General features: G+C 50.2%; 24 protein-coding genes and 1 pseudogene. 7 read left to right on the top strand and 18 right to left on the bottom strand.

All coding sequences use genetic code 11. The features are described 5' to 3' along the window. Positions 1-69 precede the first annotated feature (69 nt). The 6 genes from EDM54_RS26540 to EDM54_RS17515 all read right to left on the bottom strand — a co-directional run bounded on the left by EDM54_RS26540 (position 70) and on the right by EDM54_RS17515 (position 4,457). Positions 70-225 carry a hypothetical protein gene (locus EDM54_RS26540; protein ID WP_003390366.1) on the bottom strand — a complete coding sequence of 52 codons (156 nt, stop codon included), beginning with the start codon at positions 223-225 and terminating at the stop codon, positions 70-72. A 200-nt stretch (positions 226-425) separates the two neighbouring features. Beyond that, entirely contained in the window at positions 426-1,109 is a 684-nt protein-coding gene (locus EDM54_RS17535; protein ID WP_122958552.1) for a hypothetical protein, read from the bottom strand. Positions 1,110-1,143: 34 nt separating this feature from the next. Continuing rightward, on the bottom strand, positions 1,144-1,701 hold the full coding sequence (locus EDM54_RS17530; protein WP_039071237.1) for a spore coat protein: 558 nt from the start codon (positions 1,699-1,701) through the stop codon (positions 1,144-1,146). A 140-nt stretch (positions 1,702-1,841) separates the two neighbouring features. Next, entirely contained in the window at positions 1,842-3,266 is a 1,425-nt protein-coding gene (locus EDM54_RS17525; protein ID WP_003386743.1) for an FMN-binding glutamate synthase family protein, read from the bottom strand. After that, positions 3,250-3,543 (bottom strand): hypothetical protein, encoded by a 294-nt coding sequence (locus EDM54_RS17520; protein ID WP_024984873.1) that lies wholly within the window; start codon positions 3,541-3,543, stop codon positions 3,250-3,252. Before EDM54_RS17520 ends, EDM54_RS17525 begins: the two co-directional genes overlap by 17 nt. 194 nt (positions 3,544-3,737) lie before the next feature. Beyond that, the gene (locus EDM54_RS17515; protein WP_024984872.1) at positions 3,738-4,457 is read right to left on the bottom strand and encodes a YebC/PmpR family DNA-binding transcriptional regulator; all 720 of its coding nucleotides are present in this window, start codon (positions 4,455-4,457) and stop codon (positions 3,738-3,740) included. A 754-nt stretch (positions 4,458-5,211) separates the two neighbouring features. Between EDM54_RS17515 and EDM54_RS17505 the strand changes: the two genes are divergently transcribed. From EDM54_RS17505 to EDM54_RS17480, 6 genes are all read left to right on the top strand, one after another. Beyond that, positions 5,212-5,988, top strand: coding sequence for an NUDIX hydrolase (locus tag EDM54_RS17505; protein WP_122958551.1), 777 nt, complete (start codon positions 5,212-5,214; stop codon positions 5,986-5,988). Positions 5,989-6,065: 77 nt separating this feature from the next. After that, positions 6,066-6,620 (top strand): cysteine hydrolase family protein, encoded by a 555-nt coding sequence (locus EDM54_RS17500; protein ID WP_122958550.1) that lies wholly within the window; start codon positions 6,066-6,068, stop codon positions 6,618-6,620. Positions 6,621-6,685: 65 nt separating this feature from the next. Then, complete coding sequence (locus tag EDM54_RS17495) at positions 6,686-8,320, top strand: nicotinate phosphoribosyltransferase (RefSeq protein ID WP_122958549.1); 1,635 nt, start codon at positions 6,686-6,688, stop codon at positions 8,318-8,320. A 14-nt stretch (positions 8,321-8,334) separates the two neighbouring features. Further along, on the top strand, positions 8,335-8,979 hold the full coding sequence (nadD, locus tag EDM54_RS17490; RefSeq protein WP_024984868.1) for a nicotinate (nicotinamide) nucleotide adenylyltransferase: 645 nt from the start codon (positions 8,335-8,337) through the stop codon (positions 8,977-8,979). Further along, positions 8,979-9,812 carry an NAD(+) synthase gene (nadE, locus tag EDM54_RS17485; protein ID WP_031933015.1) on the top strand — a complete coding sequence of 278 codons (834 nt, stop codon included), beginning with the start codon at positions 8,979-8,981 and terminating at the stop codon, positions 9,810-9,812. Before nadD ends, nadE begins: the two co-directional genes overlap by 1 nt. 236 nt (positions 9,813-10,048) lie before the next feature. Further along, positions 10,049-10,642 (top strand): YdeI/OmpD-associated family protein, encoded by a 594-nt coding sequence (locus EDM54_RS17480; RefSeq protein ID WP_003386753.1) that lies wholly within the window; start codon positions 10,049-10,051, stop codon positions 10,640-10,642. 92 nt (positions 10,643-10,734) lie between these two features. Here the strand turns inward: EDM54_RS17480 and EDM54_RS17475 are convergent, their stop codons facing one another. From EDM54_RS17475 to EDM54_RS17450, 6 genes are all read right to left on the bottom strand, one after another. Continuing rightward, positions 10,735-10,995 carry a DUF2573 family protein gene (locus EDM54_RS17475; protein ID WP_003386754.1) on the bottom strand — a complete coding sequence of 87 codons (261 nt, stop codon included), beginning with the start codon at positions 10,993-10,995 and terminating at the stop codon, positions 10,735-10,737. 130 nt (positions 10,996-11,125) lie between these two features. Next, positions 11,126-11,947, bottom strand: a complete 822-nt coding sequence (locus EDM54_RS17470; protein ID WP_122958548.1) for an SPL family radical SAM protein — start codon at positions 11,945-11,947, stop codon at positions 11,126-11,128. A gap of 59 nt (positions 11,948-12,006) precedes the next feature. Beyond that, entirely contained in the window at positions 12,007-12,720 is a 714-nt protein-coding gene (locus EDM54_RS17465; RefSeq protein ID WP_024984865.1) for a 2OG-Fe(II) oxygenase, read from the bottom strand. After that, entirely contained in the window at positions 12,713-13,249 is a 537-nt protein-coding gene (locus EDM54_RS17460; protein WP_031933017.1) for a methylated-DNA--[protein]-cysteine S-methyltransferase, read from the bottom strand. Before EDM54_RS17460 ends, EDM54_RS17465 begins: the two co-directional genes overlap by 8 nt. Continuing rightward, entirely contained in the window at positions 13,233-13,898 is a 666-nt protein-coding gene (locus tag EDM54_RS17455; RefSeq protein ID WP_024984863.1) for a bifunctional transcriptional activator/DNA repair enzyme AdaA, read from the bottom strand. Before EDM54_RS17455 ends, EDM54_RS17460 begins: the two co-directional genes overlap by 17 nt. Before the next feature lie 249 nt (positions 13,899-14,147). After that, on the bottom strand, positions 14,148-14,672 hold the full coding sequence (locus tag EDM54_RS17450; protein ID WP_003386759.1) for an MgtC/SapB family protein: 525 nt from the start codon (positions 14,670-14,672) through the stop codon (positions 14,148-14,150). 366 nt (positions 14,673-15,038) lie between these two features. Between EDM54_RS17450 and EDM54_RS17440 the strand changes: the two genes are divergently transcribed. Further along, entirely contained in the window at positions 15,039-16,232 is a 1,194-nt protein-coding gene (locus EDM54_RS17440; protein WP_003386761.1) for a saccharopine dehydrogenase family protein, read from the top strand. A gap of 278 nt (positions 16,233-16,510) precedes the next feature. Here the strand turns inward: EDM54_RS17440 and EDM54_RS17435 are convergent, their stop codons facing one another. The 6 genes and pseudogenes from EDM54_RS17435 to phnW form a co-directional block, all read right to left on the bottom strand. Beyond that, a complete protein-coding gene (locus tag EDM54_RS17435; RefSeq protein WP_122958547.1) occupies positions 16,511-17,377 on the bottom strand; it encodes an SMR family transporter in 867 nt (288 codons plus the stop codon). 80 nt (positions 17,378-17,457) lie between these two features. After that, complete coding sequence (locus tag EDM54_RS17430; RefSeq protein ID WP_003386764.1) at positions 17,458-17,730, bottom strand: EutN/CcmL family microcompartment protein; 273 nt, start codon at positions 17,728-17,730, stop codon at positions 17,458-17,460. 5 nt (positions 17,731-17,735) lie between these two features. Next, the gene (locus EDM54_RS17425; RefSeq protein ID WP_122958546.1) at positions 17,736-18,554 is read right to left on the bottom strand and encodes a hypothetical protein; all 819 of its coding nucleotides are present in this window, start codon (positions 18,552-18,554) and stop codon (positions 17,736-17,738) included. Between the two features lie 5 nt (positions 18,555-18,559). Next, positions 18,560-18,727 (bottom strand): annotated as a pseudogene (locus EDM54_RS17420) (PduL/EutD family phosphate acyltransferase); the annotation flags it as partial. A 74-nt stretch (positions 18,728-18,801) separates the two neighbouring features. Continuing rightward, positions 18,802-19,587: a DeoR/GlpR family DNA-binding transcription regulator gene (locus EDM54_RS17415; RefSeq protein ID WP_003386771.1), complete on the bottom strand. Its 786-nt coding sequence runs from the start codon at positions 19,585-19,587 to the stop codon at positions 18,802-18,804. Between the two features lie 195 nt (positions 19,588-19,782). After that, positions 19,783-20,895, bottom strand: a complete 1,113-nt coding sequence (phnW, locus tag EDM54_RS17410) for a 2-aminoethylphosphonate--pyruvate transaminase (protein WP_003386773.1) — start codon at positions 20,893-20,895, stop codon at positions 19,783-19,785. Positions 20,896-20,897 lie beyond the last annotated feature (2 nt).

Genomic DNA, 20,897 nt, shown 5'->3' with positions numbered 1-20,897 from the left:
GCAAACAGCAATCTGCGTTGCGTAAAAAAACCAGGCTGATTTGACCTGGTTTTTCGTCTGTTGTTCCGTTTACCCTGTCCCCGCTCCTCCAGGGTGTTCAGGCGGTTGTACCTCCGTGTCCTTTTGCGCTTTGCTGGTTTGGAAGAGGTCGGTTGCTCCCGCTGCGTGAGTGCCCAGTACCTGCAGTTCTTCATTTCCGTTCGGCTTCTCGTCCGGTTTTTTCATCTCAAAACCTCCTTTCACTGTTGTTGTTGCGTATATCGGTTTTTCTTCTCATCAGGAAGCGTCACATGTGTCAATCATCAAAACAGTCTTCTTTCCGTCAGCTCATACTTTGCCTGCAAATGGAGAAACCAGTGTGTTTTGATAGCGCATCTCTACACACTGGCTGGCATTGTCTTATGAAAGTCTTCTTGCCGCGTTTTTTAAGCCAAGAATCCGCCTTCACGAGCGATATCTTGTCTTACTTGCTGCGGGTTGGTGCCTGCAAAGCCCGGTTGGAATACAGCTTGCGCTCCGCCGAATCCAGCTTGCTGGGTGAAACCGCCGGAGAAGCCAGCTTGTCCAAATCCGCCTTCACTGGCGATGTCCTGTCTTACTTGCTGCGGGTTGGTGCCTGCAAAGCCCGGTTGGAAAATCGCTTGGGCTCCGCCGAATGCAGCCGGGGAAGCTTGCTGGGTGAAGCCGCCGGAGAAGCCAGCTTGTCCAAATCCGCCTTCACGAGCGATGTCCTGTCTTACTTGCTGCGGGTTGGTGCCTGCAAAGCCTGGTTGGAAAATCGCTTGGGCTCCGCCGAATGCAGCCGGGGAAGCTTGCTGGGTGAAGCCGCCGGAGAAGCCAGCTTGTCCAAATCCGCCTTCACGAGCGATATCCTGTCTTACTTGCTGCGGGTTGGTGCCTGCAAAGCCTGGTTGGAATACAGCTTGGGCTCCGCCGAATGCAGCCGGGGAAGCTTGCTGGGTGAAGCCGCCGGAGAAGCCAGCTTGTCCAAATCCGCCTTCACGGGCGATATCCTGTCTTACTTGCTGCGGGTTGGTCCCTGCAAAGCCTGGTTGGAAAATCGCTTGGGCTCCACCGAAGTTATTGGAGAGTGTTTGATTGGTAAACATGTTTGTGTTCCTCCTTTTTAATGTGGTTCATAACTTAAGCCATTGCTGGCTGTTGCTGGTAAGCATTGATCATCGTGTTCATCGTATGGTCTGCTAGCTGCGGCGTTTGGTAGAACCCTCTCATATTCATATACTGCCATGTTTCATAGGCCATTTGTTGGCACAGATTGGCTCCATTAACATGATATTGTCTGATTTGCGGGTCTACGCATTCACTAGCCCAGAGCATACCGATGGCGGAACCGGCCTTGTGCCAGTTGAGCATGATTGTTGCGATCGTCATATCAGAAAGGCGGGTTGGATGTGGATTTGGCGCCATCATCTGAGGCTGATTCAGCCCGACGGTCGCTGGCTCAGTCGTACGGATTTGAGCCAGTTGGGGAGTGGCTGCTACGTTTACACCCTTCCCCATCAACAGATTGATCCCTTGCTGATAGGCATTCATGATTTGGCGTTGGTGATTGAGAACCATGTTTTTCAGTTGCGGATCCTGTGCCATTTCGGCAAATAAGCCATGCATTTCGATCTCCGCATGCTTGGAGCGCAGCGCTTCTTGCGTTTCCAAAAATTCATGTGCGGCAAACCGTTGCATATATGCACCTCCTCTTCATATGGTTTGGTGTACATAGTACATCCCATCATAGACTTCCCGGGCAAATTTGCCTTTATGTATCTGCGGAGTAAGGAAATTCCACCCCGTATGATGGCTCTGGAGAAAAATAATTCATTCTGCTAGTGAAAAGTGGAAGGCTGTGTTTCTGCAAAGCGCTCTTCGGTCTGATCGAACACGGGTTTGGTTTCTTCGAAGAAACGATCTTGATTCTCGGGCGAAACGTACCCCAGCTGAATGCCGGTTGCTTTTGCGAGAAACGGGTCAAGCGTGCAAAGGTCAGCTTTGGAAATGTCGGATAAAGCGGTTTTTCCTGCTGATACAGCAACCAATTCCATTTCTGTCACACAAGCGTTGAGGTACCGAAACAAATTGGTCGACGCCTGGTCAATATCTAGCTGATCCGTCATTTTTCCCGTATAAACCAGCAAACTGGTGGGAGGTTCAAACGGAACCGACTTGACCATTTGTTCGCTCACGAGCGCCATGAGTGCTGCGGTGCCGATATAGACTGCATCTGCACCCAGTGCTATCGCTTTGAGCATTTGCCCCGGCGTTACAAGTCCGCCTGTGGCCAGTAGACTGACATCCCGGAAAACGCCTTTGCGGGCAAAAAATTCTGTTGCCCTCGTGATCGCAAAAAGAGTCGGCAGCCCCACATCATCCTGAAGCGTCGGCGCTCCTCCATGGGTTCCACCCTCTGCTCCATCCAGCGTAACGAAATCTACCCCGGCCTCTACCGCAATTTGCAGCTCTTTTTCCAGGTGATGGGTTGCTGCGATTTTGAGCCCGACCGGTACACCCGTCTCATCCCGAAGCCGCCTGACGAGCTGAATAAAATCTTCTTTTGTATTTACCCCCGGAAGACGCGAATGAATAAGCGCATCCTCCCCTTCGCGAAGCTCAAAAACCTTTCGGTAATCTTCACCGATGTTTTTTGCTGTTGTCCGCTGGTAGGCTGATCCCTGGGCGCCTTGTCCCAATTGAATCTCAATGGCATCCAGACGGTTGTACTTGTCAGGGGTATTCAACCAGCCGCCGCGATTGTATTGACCGATCAGCAAGCGAGCGGCTTCCCGCTCCTCCTCGAGCAGACCTGCTTCCCCTGTATTGGTCGCTGTCCCCGCAGCCGCAGCCGCCTTGGCCAACGCAATTTTTGTACTCTTGCTAAGCGCCCCTCCAAACGACATCGCTGCGATCATGATCGGCATGGAGATGGTCAATGGTTTTCGCGCGCGGTGGCCGATCGTGACAGAAGTCTTGATCCCTACATTTTCTGGTGTTGGAAAGCGGAATAAATGTACGGGATTAAACAAGATTTTCTCCCACGGGGAAAAGTGAAGGTGACTGCCAAGCGGACGAGGGACGGGTGTTCCCTGGGCAGCCCGCATCGCGATTTCCATAAGGTTGATCGGTCCAACCTTTTTCGTGGCAGGCACCATCTCAAACAGGTTTTCAATGTATTGATCCCTCATCATTCTCGTTACTGCTTTATCCACCGTTTCGTTAATAGCCGAACGGATGAAGTTTTCAATGAGTCTCAGCACGTTGCCCACTCTCCCCCGGTTCACCACCGTCTAGTGCGTTTATGAGCCCCTCTAATTTTTGGGTCATCGCCAAGCACATGTGCTTCATGGTGCCAAGCTGGCGGGCAGCATTCTGTTCTTCCACGGCAATATCGACCAGGTTTCGGTCATCGAAATTCGTGAGCTTTTTGTAATGGTCGTGCTCAATGGTAGACAGCGTTCCGGCCATCGTTTCGATCCGATTCAGCTCGGAATGGATATACGAAAGCGTGTTCTTCAGTTCTTGGTTGGCATTCATTGCATGGCACCTGCCCTTTCCATTTTGTTTATACATTAACCAATGTTTGTAAGTTCTATGCTTTTTTTGTCCTGAGTAAATAAAAAAACCGTCCCCTCTTTTGAAGGGACAGTTTTTCGATTCTTATATGAAATATCGAGTTGATTCAGCTGGCTTGCAAGGACGTCCCTTTCGCCGGGACCGGCGCCAAGCATTTACTCCGCCAAATCTACATTGTGGTACACCTGCTGGACATCATCCAGATCTTCCAGTGCATCAATCAATTTTTCAAATTGAGCTTGCGCGTCTTCGGGAAGTGTCACTTCATTTTGCGCGAGCATGGTCAGCTCTGCAACGGTAAACTCAGTGACGCCGGCATTTTTGAACGCTTCCTGTACGGCGTGAAACTGGTCTGGCTCCGCGTAGACGATCACCGATCCGTCTTCGTCCAGAATGTCGCGTACGTCCACATCCGCTTCCATGAGCAATTCGAGAACTTCTTCCGCAGTTTTGCCTTCGACACCGATAACGGCAGTTGCATCGAACATATAGGCTACCGAACCGCTCACGCCCATGTTGCCGCCATTTTTATTAAAGGCTGCACGGACTTCGGAAGCAGTACGGTTTACGTTGTTGGTCAGTGCATCGACGATGATCATCGATCCATTTGGTCCGAAGCCTTCATAACGCAGCTCGTCGTAGCTTTCTTCGGAACCGCCTTTTGCTTTTTCGATGGCCCGGTCAATGATCGCTTTCGGTACGCTGTACGTTTTTGCGCGCTCAAGCACGACCTTCAGGGCGCGATTGGATTCCGGGTCCGGTTCTCCCTGTTTGGCTGCAACGTAAATTTCTTTACCGAACTTTGCATATATCCGACTGGTATTGGCATCCTTTGACGCTTTTTTTTCCTTGATATTGTTCCATTTACGACCCATAATGTCCCACTCTCTTTCGACGGTTTCAAATTAAGGCTGCTCCCCTCAAGAGGAGGTTCATAGCAACGAAATGATTGCTGACAAAAAAATACTAAATGAAAGATATCCAGTTCACAAGAGGAAATTATAAAACAATGCCGGAGCAGGGATGTTTATAAAACCGGCTATGCCTGAAACTGAGCGGCGGAAAAAATGAAATGGCATACCTCCTGAATCTGCAGCCAATTCAAGAAAGACGGTACCTATTATAACATAAACAGAATGGCTCTCTCTATCAGAAGCCTCGATCGCTTTCCTTTCGGTTTACAGCAGATTGTTTTTCTCGCATTTCTAAAAAAATGCCCTCTGAATGAAGTCGATTTTCTCAGTACGAGCTATCATTTTCCGCGAATCCGGTTCATATTTTACGAGCAGCACCGGAATATGAGCATGCTGCACGACAGCTTGACCGCTTTTTCCAGTGCTTTTTTGGCTAACGCCGATCCATCGAAAGGCATCAAAATTTTGTTGCATAGCATGCCGATCACGGCCTTTCTCATTGCGTCTAGGAGCATCCTTTCTTTGCTATTCTACCATAGACATACCTTTACGTTTACGTTAACGTCAATAAAAAGATATGCTGTCACTACCGGTCTACTACTCAATAAAGAAACATAGAATAAAATCATATGGTGTTTTTCACCATACCATATTGACAAGGTAATTTCCACCTTATAAAATAAAGCCAAGACGATGCAGAAAGGAGGAGACAATTTTGAATTCTGCATCCGTTTCAAAGCCGGTCTTTCGTTCTCCGGACGGTCTGCCTACCGATATATGCATTTTTACAATCACATCCGAGCCCAGAAAAGATACAAAAAACAAGTCGCTTCCGGAGAGAAAGCTGAAGATCCTGCTCATCCAGCGCGATCCGAACAGCGACCGGTTTCCAGGCTACTGGGCTTTTCCCGGCGGTTTTTCCAATGAACACGAGACTCTCGACGCTTGTGCCGAGCGGGAATTGAGAGAAGAAACCCACATCCTGAACGAAAACGTCCATATCGAACAACTGAAAGCCTACTACACTCCGGGAAGAGATCCGGGAGGCTGGATTCCCACGGTCGCCTACTACGCTCTGGTGAACGAGAAAAGCCTTTCCGGTTTTAAAGCGGATGACGACGCAGTTGATGCTCGCTTGTTTACAGTGGAAGAAGCCTTGTCGATGAAGCTTGCTTTTGACCATAACAGGATATTGGAGGATGCGCTCAAACGCATCCAGGAAAAAATGCTGCAAACCAACATCGCCAAGGAATTCCTGCCGGAAGAATTCACGTTATCCGAGCTGCTCCAGGTCATCGAAACGGTAGTGCCGACATATACAGTGGATAGATCAAACTTTGAGAAAAAATTAGTGGGCACCAAAACGAGAAAAGGGATCATTGAAGTCGCCCGGGACTCGCAAGACCGGATCAAATATTCGAATGAATACTCGCAAAACAAGGCGAAACTGTACCGTTTTACGGACTACGTCCCCTTTTTAACGATCTATTAGTCCATCTTTTTTTAAGTAACGATAAGGTTATTTTGACAATATCAAAAATACATTTTGATTTTCGGGAGGTCATGATGATGAGCAAAAAAGCGTTGATTGTCATCGATTATACGAATGATTTCGTTGCTGCAGACGGTGCCCTGACTTGCGGAGAACCCGGACAAAACATCGAGAAGCGGATTTGCGAGCTAACCAATGAGTTTCTGCAAAATGGAGATTATGTCGTCATGGCTGTGGATGGCCACAAAGAAAACGATCCTTACCATCCGGAAACCGCCCTCTATCCCCCGCACAATATCATGGGCACAAAGGGACGCCATCTATATGGAGCGCTGCACGATCTCTACCTGGAAAATGAAGCGGCGATTTACTGGATGGACAAAACGAGATACAGCTCCTTTGAGGGAACAGATTTGGCTCTCCAGCTTCAGGCGCGGGGCATCCGGGAAATCCATCTTGTCGGCGTTTGCACGGATATTTGTGTTCTCCATACTGCCGTTTCGGCCTGGTATCTCGGGTACGAGGTAGTCATTCACGAGGATGCCGTGGCAAGCTTCAATCCTGCCGGTCACGAATGGGCATTGGGTCACTTTAAAAACCAGATGGGCATGAAGGTTGTATCGAAAGCTTGACCAGGGGAGCCTCCTCTCCCCTCTCTTACAACTCCCTTTGCCGGAGCAGAAAGGATTGGGAACGGATGAAAAGGACCATTTTTGATGCGATTGATCCGAAAGTATATCGTTTTGTCCATATTTGCAATTCCTGCAAGCAACCAAATTTTCGCATCTCGGATCAGGTGAATCCCTGCTCTGCGTGCGGCCAGACGGCAGACTTCGAGATTCTGCCCTTCTTCGATCCTTCCAGAGATTACGGTCTCGACGTAGACGAATACGCGATCAACATGATGTATGCCCTGTACAAGAAGGGCTTGCACCAAACGCCTGTCGTTTTCGACGACTTCTACCGCAAGGCGCCTTTTGTAAAACCGGTTGGCGACCATACGGGAGAGCTTGGCGGATACGTCGCCTTTTGCGGACTTCACCAGCTGATCGACATCGTAGAAAATCTCTACTTCAACGAGAGCGACATCGAATACCTCCGCAGCAAGCAACTGTACGATGAAGAATTTCTCGCTGAACTGCGCTCGCTGCGATTCACTGGTCAGCTTTATGCCATGGAAGAAGGCCAGATCGTTTTTCCGAACACGCCCTATATCCGGATTGTGGCCCCGATCATGGAATGCGTCTGGATTGAAGCCCAGTTGCTGAATACCGTGAACAGCGAGTCTCTGCTCATGACCAAGGCTTCGCGGATTATGACTGCGGCCGAAGGTCAGACGGTCATCGAAATGGGCAAAAGAAGAGCCCAAGGACGTGACGCCTCCGTACAAGGAGCCCGTGCCGCCTATATAGCGGGATTCCATTACTCTTCCAACATGAAGGCAGGCAAACAATACGGTGTCCCGACAACCGGAACCCATGCCCATCTGTTCGTGCAGTTTTTCCCGAATGAACTGGAAGCGTTCCTTGCATTCGCAGAGGTGTTTCCGGCGAAAAGCATTTTGCTGGTCGATACCTTCGATGTGCTCGGGTCGGGTATTCCAAATGCGATCAAGGTCGGCAAGATCATGCAGGAACGCGGTCACAAGCTGAGCGGGATTCGCCTGGACAGCGGGGACCTCGCCTTCTTTTCCAAAAGAGCCCGGAAAATGCTCGATAATGCCGGCTTGCACGATGTCAAGATAGCCGCATCCAGCGATCTGGACGAGTACACGATCACTTCCCTCAAATATCAGGGAGCCAAAATCGACATATGGGGCATCGGCACCAAGTACATCACCGCTTACGACAGCCCGGCACTCGGCGGCGTCCACAAAATCGTGGCCCGCAAGACGGAAAAGGATTGGATGGCATTGATCAAAATCTCCGAAAATATCGACAAGATCCTGAATCCGGGCATTAAAAAAGTGTATCGGCTGTACGATCAGGACGGAATGGCCAAGGGCGACTACATTTGCCTGGAGCATGAAGAAATCGGGCATGTCAAAGAAATTGTGCTGAAGCATCCGACGAACCCGTTAAAGAGCAAACGCGTGGTCAATTTTCGGGCTGTCCCCTTGCTCGTCCCGATCTTTGAACACGGAAAGCGGGTTTACAAAACTCCGACACTCGAACAATCCCGCCGTTTCCATCTGGCACAGAAGAATACGTTTTGGGAGGAGTATTTGCGCCTCGACAACCCGGAGGTGTACCCGGTATCGTTGTCTGACGAATTGAAAGAGTTGAAAGAGAAGCTGATCCACGAAAAAAGGCAATTTGCTCTTATGGAATAAGGGAGGATTCGACCATGCGACGAATCGGTATATACGGCAGCAGCTTTGACCCCATTACGTATTCCCACATGTTTACGGCAGCTGCGGTAGCGAGCCGCAAGCGCCTCGATAAGGTGTACTTTACCCCCTGCTCCTCCATGCGCAGAGACAAGATTCTGCAAACGGAAGACCGGCATCGCGTCAAAATGCTCGAGCTTGCTTTGGGAGCCTGCAAAAACAAAACCAACCGATTCGGGGAGCCTTTGTTCGAAATCTCTTTGGTTGAAATGAATGCGCTCCCTGGCGAAACCTATACCTATGACACCATGGAGCACTTTCGCAAGCAGTTTCCGGACGACGAGATTTTCTTCATCATGGGCGCCGACCTGTTGGAAGGATTGTCCCGCTGGGGAAATGCAGAGAAATTGGTGAAAAACCACAAGTTTATTGTCATGTCTCGGGAAGGCTATCACATGGATGACTTGATCGCAAAGGACCCGTTGCTCAGAAACAATGACGAAAACTTCCTCACGATGTCAAAAGGCATCAGTATGGGCATCAGCTCCAGCTATATCCGCGGAGAAATTCGCAATGGCGGCGATCCGAGCTTCCTGCTTCCCGACCTGGTACTCGACTACATTTACAAGAATCAGTTGTACACGAAAGAGGTTGGCCGCTAATGAACAGGAACTTGACAAAGCAAGAGAAAATCATAGAGAGCTTGCATGTTCGGGCAACGATCGACGCAGAGGAAGAGCTGCGCTTTCGGGTGGATTTTTTAAAAGAATACCTGTTGAAAACAGGTGCAAAAGGATATGTGGTGGGGATCAGCGGCGGGGTTGATTCTACGCTGACCGGCTATATGGCCCGGGTTGCCTGCGATGAAGCAGCCAAGGAGACGGGCAAGGAATACCGATTTGTCGCTGTCCGCCTCCCCTACGGCCAGCAGTTGGATGAAGATGATGCTCAAAAAGCAATAAGATTCATTCGTCCACATAACACGATTACGGTAAACATCAAGCCCGCCGTCGATGCTTCCATGGAGCAATTCCAACTGGCGACCGGTGCGGCTCTCTCCGATTTCCACAAAGGGAACACAAAAGCGCGTGAACGCATGAAGGTCCAATATGACATAGCTGGCCATTTCGGCCTCCTCGTCCTGGGCACAGATCAGGCGCCGGAAGCCGCTACAGGGTTTTTCACGAAATTCGGAGACGGTGCAGCCGATGTCGCCCCCATCACCGGGTTGACGAAAGGCCAAGTGCGTCAACTACTCCAATACGTGGGCGCACCGGAGCATCTCTATATGAAAACCCCTACTGCCGATCTCGAAGACAACCGGCCGCTGCTGCCCGATGAGGTCGCACTTGGATTCTCTTACGACGATTTGGATAAATACTTGACGAATCAAGCTGTATCAGCCGAAGTGAAAGAAAAGATCGAACGACAATATGACGTGACCATGCACAAGCGCAGCCTCCCTGTGACTCCTTTTGACAGATGGTGGAAATGAGCAGGAACCTCCGGAGATAATGCGAAGCCGGAGGTTCTTTTTTGTAAGCCGTCTCGCTGTGGGCAGTTATCTGCAAAGTACGCAAGATTATGATTGAGATCATGCTTCCGAGTGAGGTAGAATTTGGAATGAAATAAAATTGGCAGTCCGAAAGATTACAGAAGAGAATTGAATGGATCAAAAACGGTTATTCTTGACTGTCAGCTCAACGAGAAATTGATGAGGGGTGCTCCTTGATGGCAAATAGCAAATTGAATCCTAAGGTTGACGAATTCGTAAGCAAAGCGGAAAAGTGGAAGGCAGAATATGAAAAGCTGAGAAATATTGTTCTTGACTGTGAGCTGACAGAAGAATGGAAGTGGATGCATCCTTGCTACACGTATGAGAATAAAAACATAGTGTTAATACACGGATTTAAAGAATACTGCGCACTTCTGTTTCACAAAGGTGCCTTGCTACAGGATACCCATGGGATTCTCGTTCAACAAACGGAGAATGTACAGGCGGCTCGCCAGATTCGGTTCACCAATGTTGAAGAAATCATTGAACTGGAAACCGTCTTGAAAGCCTATATTCATGAAGCGATTGAAGTTGAAAAAGCCGGTTTGGAAGTGGATTTTAAAAAGCATACGGACTACAGCGTTGCGGAAGAATTTCAAATGAAACTAGATGAAAACCCTGCCTTGAAAACTGCTTTTGAAGCATTGACGCCGGGACGGCAAAGAGCCTACCTTCTTTATTTTTCATCACCCAAACAATCCAAAACGCGAGCGTCAAGGGTAGAAAAATGTATACCGCAAATTCTCGATGGAAAAGGATTGAATGATTAACAACTACAATCGTCCGTTTATTCGACTCTCACACGGTGAAAAGGCTTGGCAGCATGCACCAAGCCCTTTCACCGCAACCGTTTCTACTATTTTCAGTGCTTCTGGTTTTTTGTTTGGTTCCACTGCTTGATTTGCTCAATGATTCCCCGGATCTGGTCGCGCGCTTCGAAATGTTCCGGCTCGCTCGCCCAATGTTGAACCAGCGGCGGCATCGCTTTTGACATATGTGTATAGAGGCACCAGATCTTTACCATTTCCACGCGCTCTGGCGTTGCTTCTCCCGTCAACAGTTCAGTGAATTTGTAGAGGAGCTCATCAAGCTCTGGAACGAGCGGCGTTTTTTTATCGTCCATGCAGTTACCCTCGCTTTCGGCATTCAACGTTTATTCCTTCGCTTTATTTTACGAAATATTGCTCCCTGGGAAAAGGTTATTCCGGACGTGGGTAAAGATCTGTATGAAACATGCTCCTTCCTGCCCCTGATTAAAACGGGGCAAAGCCCTTTTGACTTACGAAAACCTGATGATCGGGAAAAACCCGTCTCATTCTGTCGTAGACGATTCGATAAGCGGACGGGTCGTACCATTCTTCCATCCCAAGTTCTTCGTACAATGCGCGAATCCCCAATCTTCCCGTGCGTCTCCCGCCGCTGCCGTCCCCCATAAAATAATCATCGACGCAGACACGGCTGACCAAAGACTTCAGCTTTACGGGGAAGTCTTCGCTGCTGGGAAGTAGCGGTGCAATCGTCGCCTGCGTCGGCACACCGGCATCTGCTAGTTCCTGCAGCGCTTTTAATCTTGCTGCAATGGGCGGAGCGCCCGGTGTAAAGTGCTTGCGTATTTCCTCCAGGTCCGTTTCTACGGTCATGCTTACCCGAACACGATCCTTGAGCTGCAATAACAAATCGACATCTCTGGAAACAAGCGGACTGCGGGTTTGCACAAAAAGAAAATCAGGCGGCTCCTCTGTCATGACCTCGAGCAGGGATCTCGTCACTTTTTCCCGATACTCGACAGGCTGATAAGGATCGGTGCTCGAGGACATGAATATCGTTACCTCGCCTTTGGCCTTGGCTTTGCGAAGCTCCTTGTGCAAAAGCTCCGCAGCTTCCTTTTTCACATCCACCCAGGTTCCCCATTCAGCGCCGCGAAACGTCGAGACGGGCATCTGACGCACGTAACAGTATGAGCATCCAAAAGCACAGCCAGTATAGGGATTGAGAGAGTGGCTGTAATCGGATAGAAACCCTGTCCCTTTGTTAAGCAGCGATTTGGGGTACTTGTAGAATAACTCGCTTTTCATGAAGACTCTCCCCTATTCCTGATACGCCTCCTCCTTTTATCATACACGATACGTTGTGTTTACTTGGCATCGTGAAAAATGATCCCGAGACTGTACCTCGTTCCCGAGGCAACCGTGCTGACTCCGTGCCGAAGCGTAGTCTTGTAGTACCCGCGCGTTCCCGGGACTGGACGGTGGTTCGTCGGGAAAATAAGTCCCGCGCCCTGCTCCAGACTGATCGCGTGACCTCTGCTTTGCGCTCTTGGCCTCTGCTCTACCAGGAGGAACTCTCCTCCCTTGTAATCCAGCTCTTTTTGATTCAAGGCAAGCACGACCTGAAACGGGAAGAATACTTCTCCGTATAAATCCTGGTGCAGACAGTTGTATCCGCCTGATTCATACTTCAGAATCAGCGGTGTTGACCGCACTTGCCCCTGCTGATGGCAGCAGTCGAGAAACTCGGGCAGCGTATCCGGATAGACGATGCCGTGGCCTAGCTGCTGGTGCCAGCGATTCGCAGTTTTCGCCAGCTCAGGATAGAAGCCGTGACGGAGTGTTTGCAGCAAATCGGGAAGAGGAGCTTGGTAGTACTTGTACTCTCCGACCCCAAATCGGTATCTGGCCATCTTGATTGTGCTGCGAAAATGGCTCTCTACCGTATAGGTTTCGATGATTTCCCTGCATTGTTCTTGTGTCAAGATGCCGGGAACTACAGCATAGCCCTGCTCGTCCAGCGTCTGTTGCGGCGTATCCCAATCCAGAGCAGAAATTCGCTGTGCGAGACGATCAGGCATATGTCGGACTGCCTTCGGATTTTTCCAACTGCAGCAGCTTCGTTTTCACATCCAAACCGCCCCGGTAGCCGGTAAGCGATCCATTTTTTCCGATCACCCGATGACACGGTACGGTGAATAGCACCGGATTCGCGCCAATCGCTGCCCCGACCGCCCGGACTGCTGCCGGTTTTTGGATACGCAATGCAATATCTGAATAGGTGCTGGTCTGCCCGTAAGGAATTTCGCGGAGCGCGTTCCATACAGCGAGCTGAAACGGCGTGCCAGAAACATCAAAAGGGATGGAAAAGCTTTTGCGGATGCCTTGAAAATACTCGATCAGTTCTGCTGCATACGGTTGAACTTTTTCATCGTCTTGCACCAGTGGGCTCCCGGAAAAATGCTTTTCCACCCACTCTCTCATTTCCTCCAAAGGCTGATTCGGTGTCCCCACAAAGCAAAGTCCCCTGGATGTCGCGGCCAGGTATATTCTCCAGTTTTCATGAACCAACAAGGTCCAGTAAATCGTCTGATCAGTTTTCGCGTTCATAGTGCAACCTCCCCGTTTCCGATGCTTGTTTATGCCGGTGCCGATACTCGGTAGGCGTCGTCCCGGTCATTTTCTTGAACAGTGTTACGAAATAAGGCGTACTGGACATACCTACAGCAAAAGCAATATCGGTTATCGTTTTATCCGTATCGGCCAGAAGCTGCTTGGCCTTGTTCATGCGCAACTGCTGAACGTATTCGCCGGGCGTCATTCCTTTTACCCGCTTGAAGGTGCGGTGCAAATGATACGGACTGCCGTGGCACATTTCCGCCAAGATTTCCAGTGTTACATTTTCACTGAAATGGCTGTCAATGAAATTCGTAATTTGATCGACCCACTCGCTGTCGGGCAAACGCTGTCCAGTCGGCTTGCATCGCTTGCATGGGCGAAAATGGGCTGCCAGGGCTTGCTGCGCGTTTTGAAAGATCCGGACATTTTGTTTATTCGGAGGCCTGGATTTGCAAGACGGCCTGCAAAAAATACAGGTCGTTTTGACGGCGTAAAAAAACTGAAAATCGTAGGAAGCATCGTTGTTTATGATGGCTTGCCATCTTTCATCTGTTAGCTGTCCCTCGTCGGCAGCTATTTTTGCATCATCCGCCATTGGAATGGAATGATGCTTTGGTTCATGTCCGCCTATGTTTGCCATCAGCTTCACCTCCACCATCAGTATAACCTCGCCGATTGTCGTCTGTACGCAATTCCGAATGGAAAAGCAAGATATTGAAATCGTTCCAGCCTGCAGCGGCAGTGTACTTACTCCATTCAATAAAAAGCAAAAGCATCTCTGTCCCCTCTGCATGGACTGTCCAAACAGACGGGTGAGATGCATTCCCCTTCAGACGAGACGAGCATTGCTTGTTCAGACTTGCGGGCAGGCTAGATACAGTCTACATGACTACATGACCTCCTGCCGCTTTCCTTCGTGTGTTTTGACTCCCTCTTCTTCTATCCGCTTATGATGATTCTCTTCAAAGCGCAGACTTACCCTGGCCAGGGCGAAAGAAACGATCACGGAAAAAATGACGATGCCGTAAAAGCCCGCACCGATTCCGATCCCGATGCCACCCGCAAAGAAAATCATCGCAGCAGACGTCAGTCCCTTTACCTGCAAGCCGTTTTTCAGAATCACGCCTGCGCCCAAAAAGCCCAAGCCAGTCACGATCTGAGCGGCCAGACGCATCGGATCCATCATTGTCCCGCTGTTCGGGGAGCTGTACAGCTTTGTGCTGTAAATGGAGACCAGTGTGATCAGCGTGCAAGCGACGGATACATACATATACGTCTTTAACCCGGCAGGCTTGTTCTTATGGGAGCGGTCCCACCCGATAAACATTCCCAGAACCGCACTGATGATGACACGCAGATACATCTCCAGATTCATGATGACATGCTGCTCATAAATAACCTGCAGATATTCCATGTTCACACCTTCTTTTTTGCTATTCAGGCATTTGCTCAAAGGCAATACCTTATCCTTATGATTCGGAGCCCTGTCATATGAAGACCATCGCGTTCTATTGGAAGAATGGGCAGGACAGGGGTAAATATACTGAATTTTTCGTTTATTATATCACAGGGTATGCTTGTTTTGTTGTTTTTATTTGGGATAAATCATTTGTTTTAAAAAAATATGTGTTTTTTATTCTGTTTTCACGTAAACAAAGGACAAAAAAATAAAATACACAATACATTTACAATTAAAAACAACACAAAACCCAAGCGGTGTGCTATACTAAAAATCAGACAGGAAAAAGAATTACTATTCAGATAACGAGGAGGCTTCGTCATGAAGGTTCTGTGTTTAGGTGGGGCAGGACGAATTTGCCGGGAGTCCATTCTCGATCTGGTGCAATACTCCAGCTTCGAGAAAATCACAGTGGCGGATTTCAACGAGGAAGAAGGCAGAAAAGTCGTTGAATGGCTGAATGATCCCCGTGTCGATTTTGTCAAAATCAACGTTTTGGATCATGAAGACACCGTAAACAAAATGAAAGGCTACGACATCGTGATGGATGGCACCACCATCACCCTGAACGGCCTCTCCACTGCCTGCATCGCAGAAGCGGGGTGCCACGGAATCAATCTAAACGGCTTCGGTGCCGAAGATGAATCCGACGAGGTGTTTAGGCGAAATGGCAAGACCTGCGTACCGGGCTTTGGCATGACCCCCGGGGTTACGCAAATGATGGCCATGCATGCAGCCAATCAGCTCGACACAGTCGACTCGGTCCGTGTCAGCCACGGTGCATTTCGCCCCATCGCCTTTTCCCGTTCGATCACAGAAACGACGACCTATGAATACGACCCTCACCTTCCAGGCCGCGTCGTCTACGAAAACGGCGAATTCGTGCAAGTGCCTCCGTTCGCCAGACCACGCGAAATTCAATTGCCTGAACCGTACGGAAAAACTGTCCAGTACATCATCCCGCACGCAGAGACAAAAACGTTGGCCAAAGCACTGGCAGACAAGCAAGTGAGGCTCATCGAGGTACGTGGAACGTGGCCGGCGAAAAACATGCAGCTCGTGCGGGCGATGTACGACTGGGGCATTATGCGAAATGACAAAATTACTGTCAACGGCGCAGAGATCGGAATTCTTGACTGCATTGGCGAATATTTGTTCCATTCCAAAGAAGGTCAGGAGACAGAGCTGTACGGCTACTCTTTGCATGTTGAAGTGATCGGAACGAAGGATGGCAAAAAAGTACAGCATGTCCTCTATCACACCCACCCTGCTTCTGACGGCTCTGTTCCCGGTTGGGAAAAACTGCGCGCCTACACCCGCAACGTCGGCATTCCGATGGCGATTGCCACCGAGTTGATCGCGAAAGGAAGGGTAAAAGGAACGGGTGTACTGATTCCGGAAGAAGCGTTCAACCCTGCAGAGATTTTCGCCGAGCTGGAAAAACGGGGCATCCACATGCACGAGGAAGTAACACAACTGGGTGCGGAAAACGAATCTATGTCTGTGATCCTGTAGCATGAGCCTGTAAAAAGACAGAGCACTCCCTGGAGCTGCAGTTCCGCCTTGGACTGCAGTTCCTTCTTGGGCACAGTTCCTTCTTGGACACAGTCCCTTCTTGGACACAGTTCCTTCTTGGACATCAGTTCCTTCTTGGACAGCAGCTCCTCCTTTAGGCTGCACCTCGTCCCCGTGGTTTCAAAGCGGCAAAACAAAAGCAGGTACTCCCAAAATTCTCGGGGGTACCTGTTTTTACTTGGGAGTTTGGCTCTTGCTTTTTCGAGGGACAGACATCGTCAGCTCAGCTTGATAATGAGGACGCCGCTTAGAATCATGGTGATCGACACCCATTTCACGATACTGACCTGCTCTTTCAGCCAAATGACGCCGATGAGAGTGGCAAAGACGATGCTGATCTCCCGTACAGATGCCACGTACGTGACCGGCGTTGTTTGCATGGCGTAGACCGCGAGCGAATTGGAGATGAACACAAACAGCCCGCCCGCTGCTGTTTGGACCGGATACCGTTTCACCAGTGACAAGTAATCGGTTTTCGTCTCTGTTCTTTTGTCGATCATCCATTTCCCCGCGAACATGCCGATGAAGACGACATATTTGAACAGCAAGCCAGACATCATGGCGGCTCCCATCCCGTCGATCATGCTGCTGCAGGCCGAAAAAGCGCCTGCCAGAAAGTCCCATTTCATCCTGCTCCAGTCCGTCAGCAGGCTGCCCAGTTCTTTTGGCGAAAAGCTCTTTTGATTCATCATGAGCACCCCCACGACAATCACGGCAATTCCGATTACCCCTGTCCAAGCGATCGTGGCCCCGAAGAACAAAAAGCTGAGGATCGTGGTGACAATAGGCGCAGTGCCTCGCAATACCGGGTAGGCATGGCTCAGGTTGTTTGTCTGATAAGCTTTGGCCAGCGCGACAAAATATAGAACTTCCGAACAAGTGCTGAGCAATAGCCATTTGACCGCTGCAGGAGGAAAGGGCGATGTGGAGAAAAGATACACAGCCAATGGCAAGTAAAGGATGACAGAGACGCCCAAGATCAAGGTAAAAAAAGAATCGCGTTCTTCAATCTGCTTGGAAACCGCGTTCCAGACCGCGTGGCACAGAGCGGCAAACAACAGAACGAGCAAAATGGTGGTGGACATCCTTCTCCCAGCCCTCTTTTTCAGATTGCCGAAGCAAATAAGCACAGGTGCAGCCTGTGGAGACTACACCTGAAAAGCCGTTACCCTTCTTGCACTTCATAGGAGTCGACGATCCCCACGATGACGGCATCGATGGGGACATTTTTATGGGCAAAGATGTTTTTCGCCGGAGTGCCGCGCGATACGATGACCCGCTCGCCCATTCCGGCTCCGATGCGATCGGCCGCGATCACCGTTGGCCCGCCCTCGTTTTCCTTCCAGTCTATGGGTTGGACAATCAGCAGCTTCAGATTCTCCATGCCCTCTTCTTTTTGCGTAGACCAGACGCTGCCAATCACTTTTCCCAGAAACATGGCGGTCACCCTTTACCGACATAGTGAACAGCGATCCCTCTTTCCTTGAGCAGATCCATTGCCAAGGGAGAAACAATTGCTCCCTGTTCCAGGATCAATCTGTTTTCAGGGAAGTCTGGCTGCGACTTTACCCATTCGGCTGAGATCAGCTTCCCACTGCCCGGCAGCAGCTTGCGCACCCCACCGGGGAGCTGATCCGACTCTTTCATTGCTTCTGCCTGTCTTTTTGCCTTCCATTTCCTTACAGCCGCATTGGCCAATTCTCGTTGCGGGAAAAATTCGACGCCCAAAGCCTTCATCTCGCTCACGTGCCGCTCAAACAGCTTTTGGTACGCGGCGGGCAGTGACAGTGTCTTCAGGCAGCGGCGGTCCGAACGCTTGATTCCAGGTACGTCTTCCCCGACCAGCACGAATTTTCCCAAGACGAGCGCGGAAAAGATGATCTCTGCCTTGACGGTGCCTTTCAATCCGGCAGCGACCCGGGCCGCGTTGTCTAGATCGATTTCCGGAACGATCACGCCGTCGTATTCTTTCGGCAATTCCAGCGGGGCCGGCGCGTACTCGTCCACAGCGATGATTTTGCCGGCACCTCCGCATTCAATGCGATGCATGCCAAGCCAGGACGAGGTTTCCCCGTCGAGAAACAGGATGTCGTGGCAAATCCCGTGATTCTGCAGCGCAATAAACTGGTCGGCAAACGGCTCTTGTGCCGTACTGTCGCAAAAGATGAACAGCAGCTTGTGCTTGTGCAGCTTTTCCTTCTCGGCTTGCATCGATGCCAGGAGCTCGCGTGTGATCGATTCGACCAGCTTTCTGACCTCCATTTGCTTCACCTCCCTGTAGAGGACAGGAGTTTGCCGTTTTTGCCGATGACCTCCATCTCGTCTCCCGTCCGCAGGTTGGCCGCATTCGCCTCGTCCTGGTCGATGTGCAGGTCGAGGGCGAACGCCGGATCGATGCGTACGGCTACATCCGGAAAAATGATGGAGCGTTCACCACTGAGCATACCTTCACCCCGCTTTTTTCCATCATCACTCTAACCGAATGGTGAAGCGGCATCATACCCTCCGCTCACTCACCGACAATCCAATTGACGCCTCTTTGATCCAGCTCGTGCCGCCACTCTTTGGGTGCAGGAACGTCACTGATCACACTGTCAATCTCCTTGAGATCGGCCACTTTATAAAACGTACTGATTCCGATTTTGGAGTGATCCGTCAAGACGATGATCTCCTGAGAATGTTCGATAAACCGCCTCCCCAGCATTGCTTTGTCGGCATCATAGCTGGTAATCCCTTTGTGAGCCAGAATCCCGTCGATCGAGATAAAAGCCTTGTCGACAAAAAAGTTTTGCATCATTTTTTCCGCAAGCGTTCCGACTGTTCGAAAATGCTTTGACTGTACCTTTCCGCCGATAAAGTATACCTCTCCGGTGAACAGCTCCCGGTTCAGATAATCCATCAGAACATTCAATGCCGGTACGGAGATGGTGAGAATTTTGAGATTCTTCTTATTGATTAAATAGCTCAACATATGCAGCGTTGTCGTACCGTCATCGATCACGATTGCGTCGTTGTCCTGCACCAGTTTGGCTGCCGCCCGGCCGATCTTTTTCTTTTCCTCGGCGTGCGACACCTCTCTCGTCAGGTGGGACGGCTCCTCCCGGTCGTAGTTGATCTTGACCGCCCCGCCGTAAACACGTTTCAGCTTTTTTTCGCTTTCCAGCTCTTCGAGATACCGCCTGATCGTCTCCGAGGATACTTGCAGCTTTTCCACTAGTTCGTTCGTTCGCACTTTTCCGGCGTAGTTCAGTAGATGGATGATGACTTCTTTGCGCTCTTCACCCACCAGAGACATGGATAAAGTCCTCCTGTCTGCATGAGCAATTTTCCAATTGGTAAGGATTGTTGGTTTGATCCGGGTTCAGTCCTTCGAGCTTGGTTAAAGCAACAGAAATATAGGAAAATACATATTCCATGCATGTGTTATATTGTTTTTACTTGGTCCTATGGGTGAAAAATAAGCCTCTTCGCTGTTCACCAAGAGGGCCTGTTACCAAAATCGGTTTTTATCGATCGCTTCTACCAGCCGCTTCATGTCATGCGGATACACCTCGCCAATATTGCCGATGCGGAATGTGTCTGCCAACGAAATTTTTCCTGGATAAATCACAAAGCCTTCCTTTTTCAAGCGCTCATAAAAGCCGTGAAAGGTAAACGCTGCGCTCTCCGGATAGTAAAAGGAGGTAATGATCGGCGACTGGCTTGATCTTGGCAAAAGTGTCCGAAAGCCGATCTGCTCCATTCCATCAACCAATGTGCGTTGGTTTTCCCTGTACCGGATCTCCCGCGCTTTTACGCCACCTTCCTCCTCCAGCTCCAGCATGGCCTGGTAAAAGGCGCGGACCACATGCGTCGGAGATGTATACCGCCACTTGCCATTGTACGTTTCCATGGTCTCCCACTGATCGTACAGGTCAAGCGAAAGGGAACGGGCCCGCCCTTTGCATTTTTTCAATTCCTCCGTCTTCGCGAGGATAAAACCAAAGCCAGGCACTCCCTGGATGCACTTGTTGGCGCTTGAGATCAAAAAGTCGATTTCCAGTTCAGCGGCATCAATCTCAACCCCGCCAAAGCTGCTCATGGCGTCCACAATGAGCACCTTGCCGAATGCTTTTGCGATCTTGCCCACTTCAGCGATCGGGTTGAGCATCCCGGTCGTCGTCTCGCAATGAACGACGGCTACGTGCGTAATCTCCGGATCGCCCTCCAGCACTTCCTGCAGCTTCTCGGGCTGCGTCTGCGACACTTCGCCAAAATCGATCACCAGCGTGTTGACCTTGAGCACCCGGGCAATCTGGACGATCCTGTTTCCGTATGCGCCGTTGGTCAATATGAGCAGCTTGCCATCGTCCGGGACGGCGGAACCGATGACCGCTTCCACGGAAAATGTTCCGCTCCCCTGCATCAGCACAGACGTGTAGTCGTCGTGGTTATTGCCAGCCAGTCTCACCAGCTTTCGCCTGATTTCCTGCACCAGATCGTTGTATTCGTCATCCCATGTGCACCAGTCCCGCAGCATCGCGGCCTTTACTCCTTTTGACGTGGAAAGCGGTCCCGGTGTGAGCAGCAGATACGGGTTATCCGGCAACTGAGTGATCTTCATGG

It is taken from the genome of Brevibacillus borstelensis (genome assembly GCF_003710865.1).
Classification (GTDB): domain Bacteria; phylum Bacillota; class Bacilli; order Brevibacillales; family Brevibacillaceae; genus Brevibacillus; species Brevibacillus borstelensis.
Note: the sequence above shows the minus strand (reverse complement) of the source record. Positions and strands in the feature narration are given on the sequence as shown.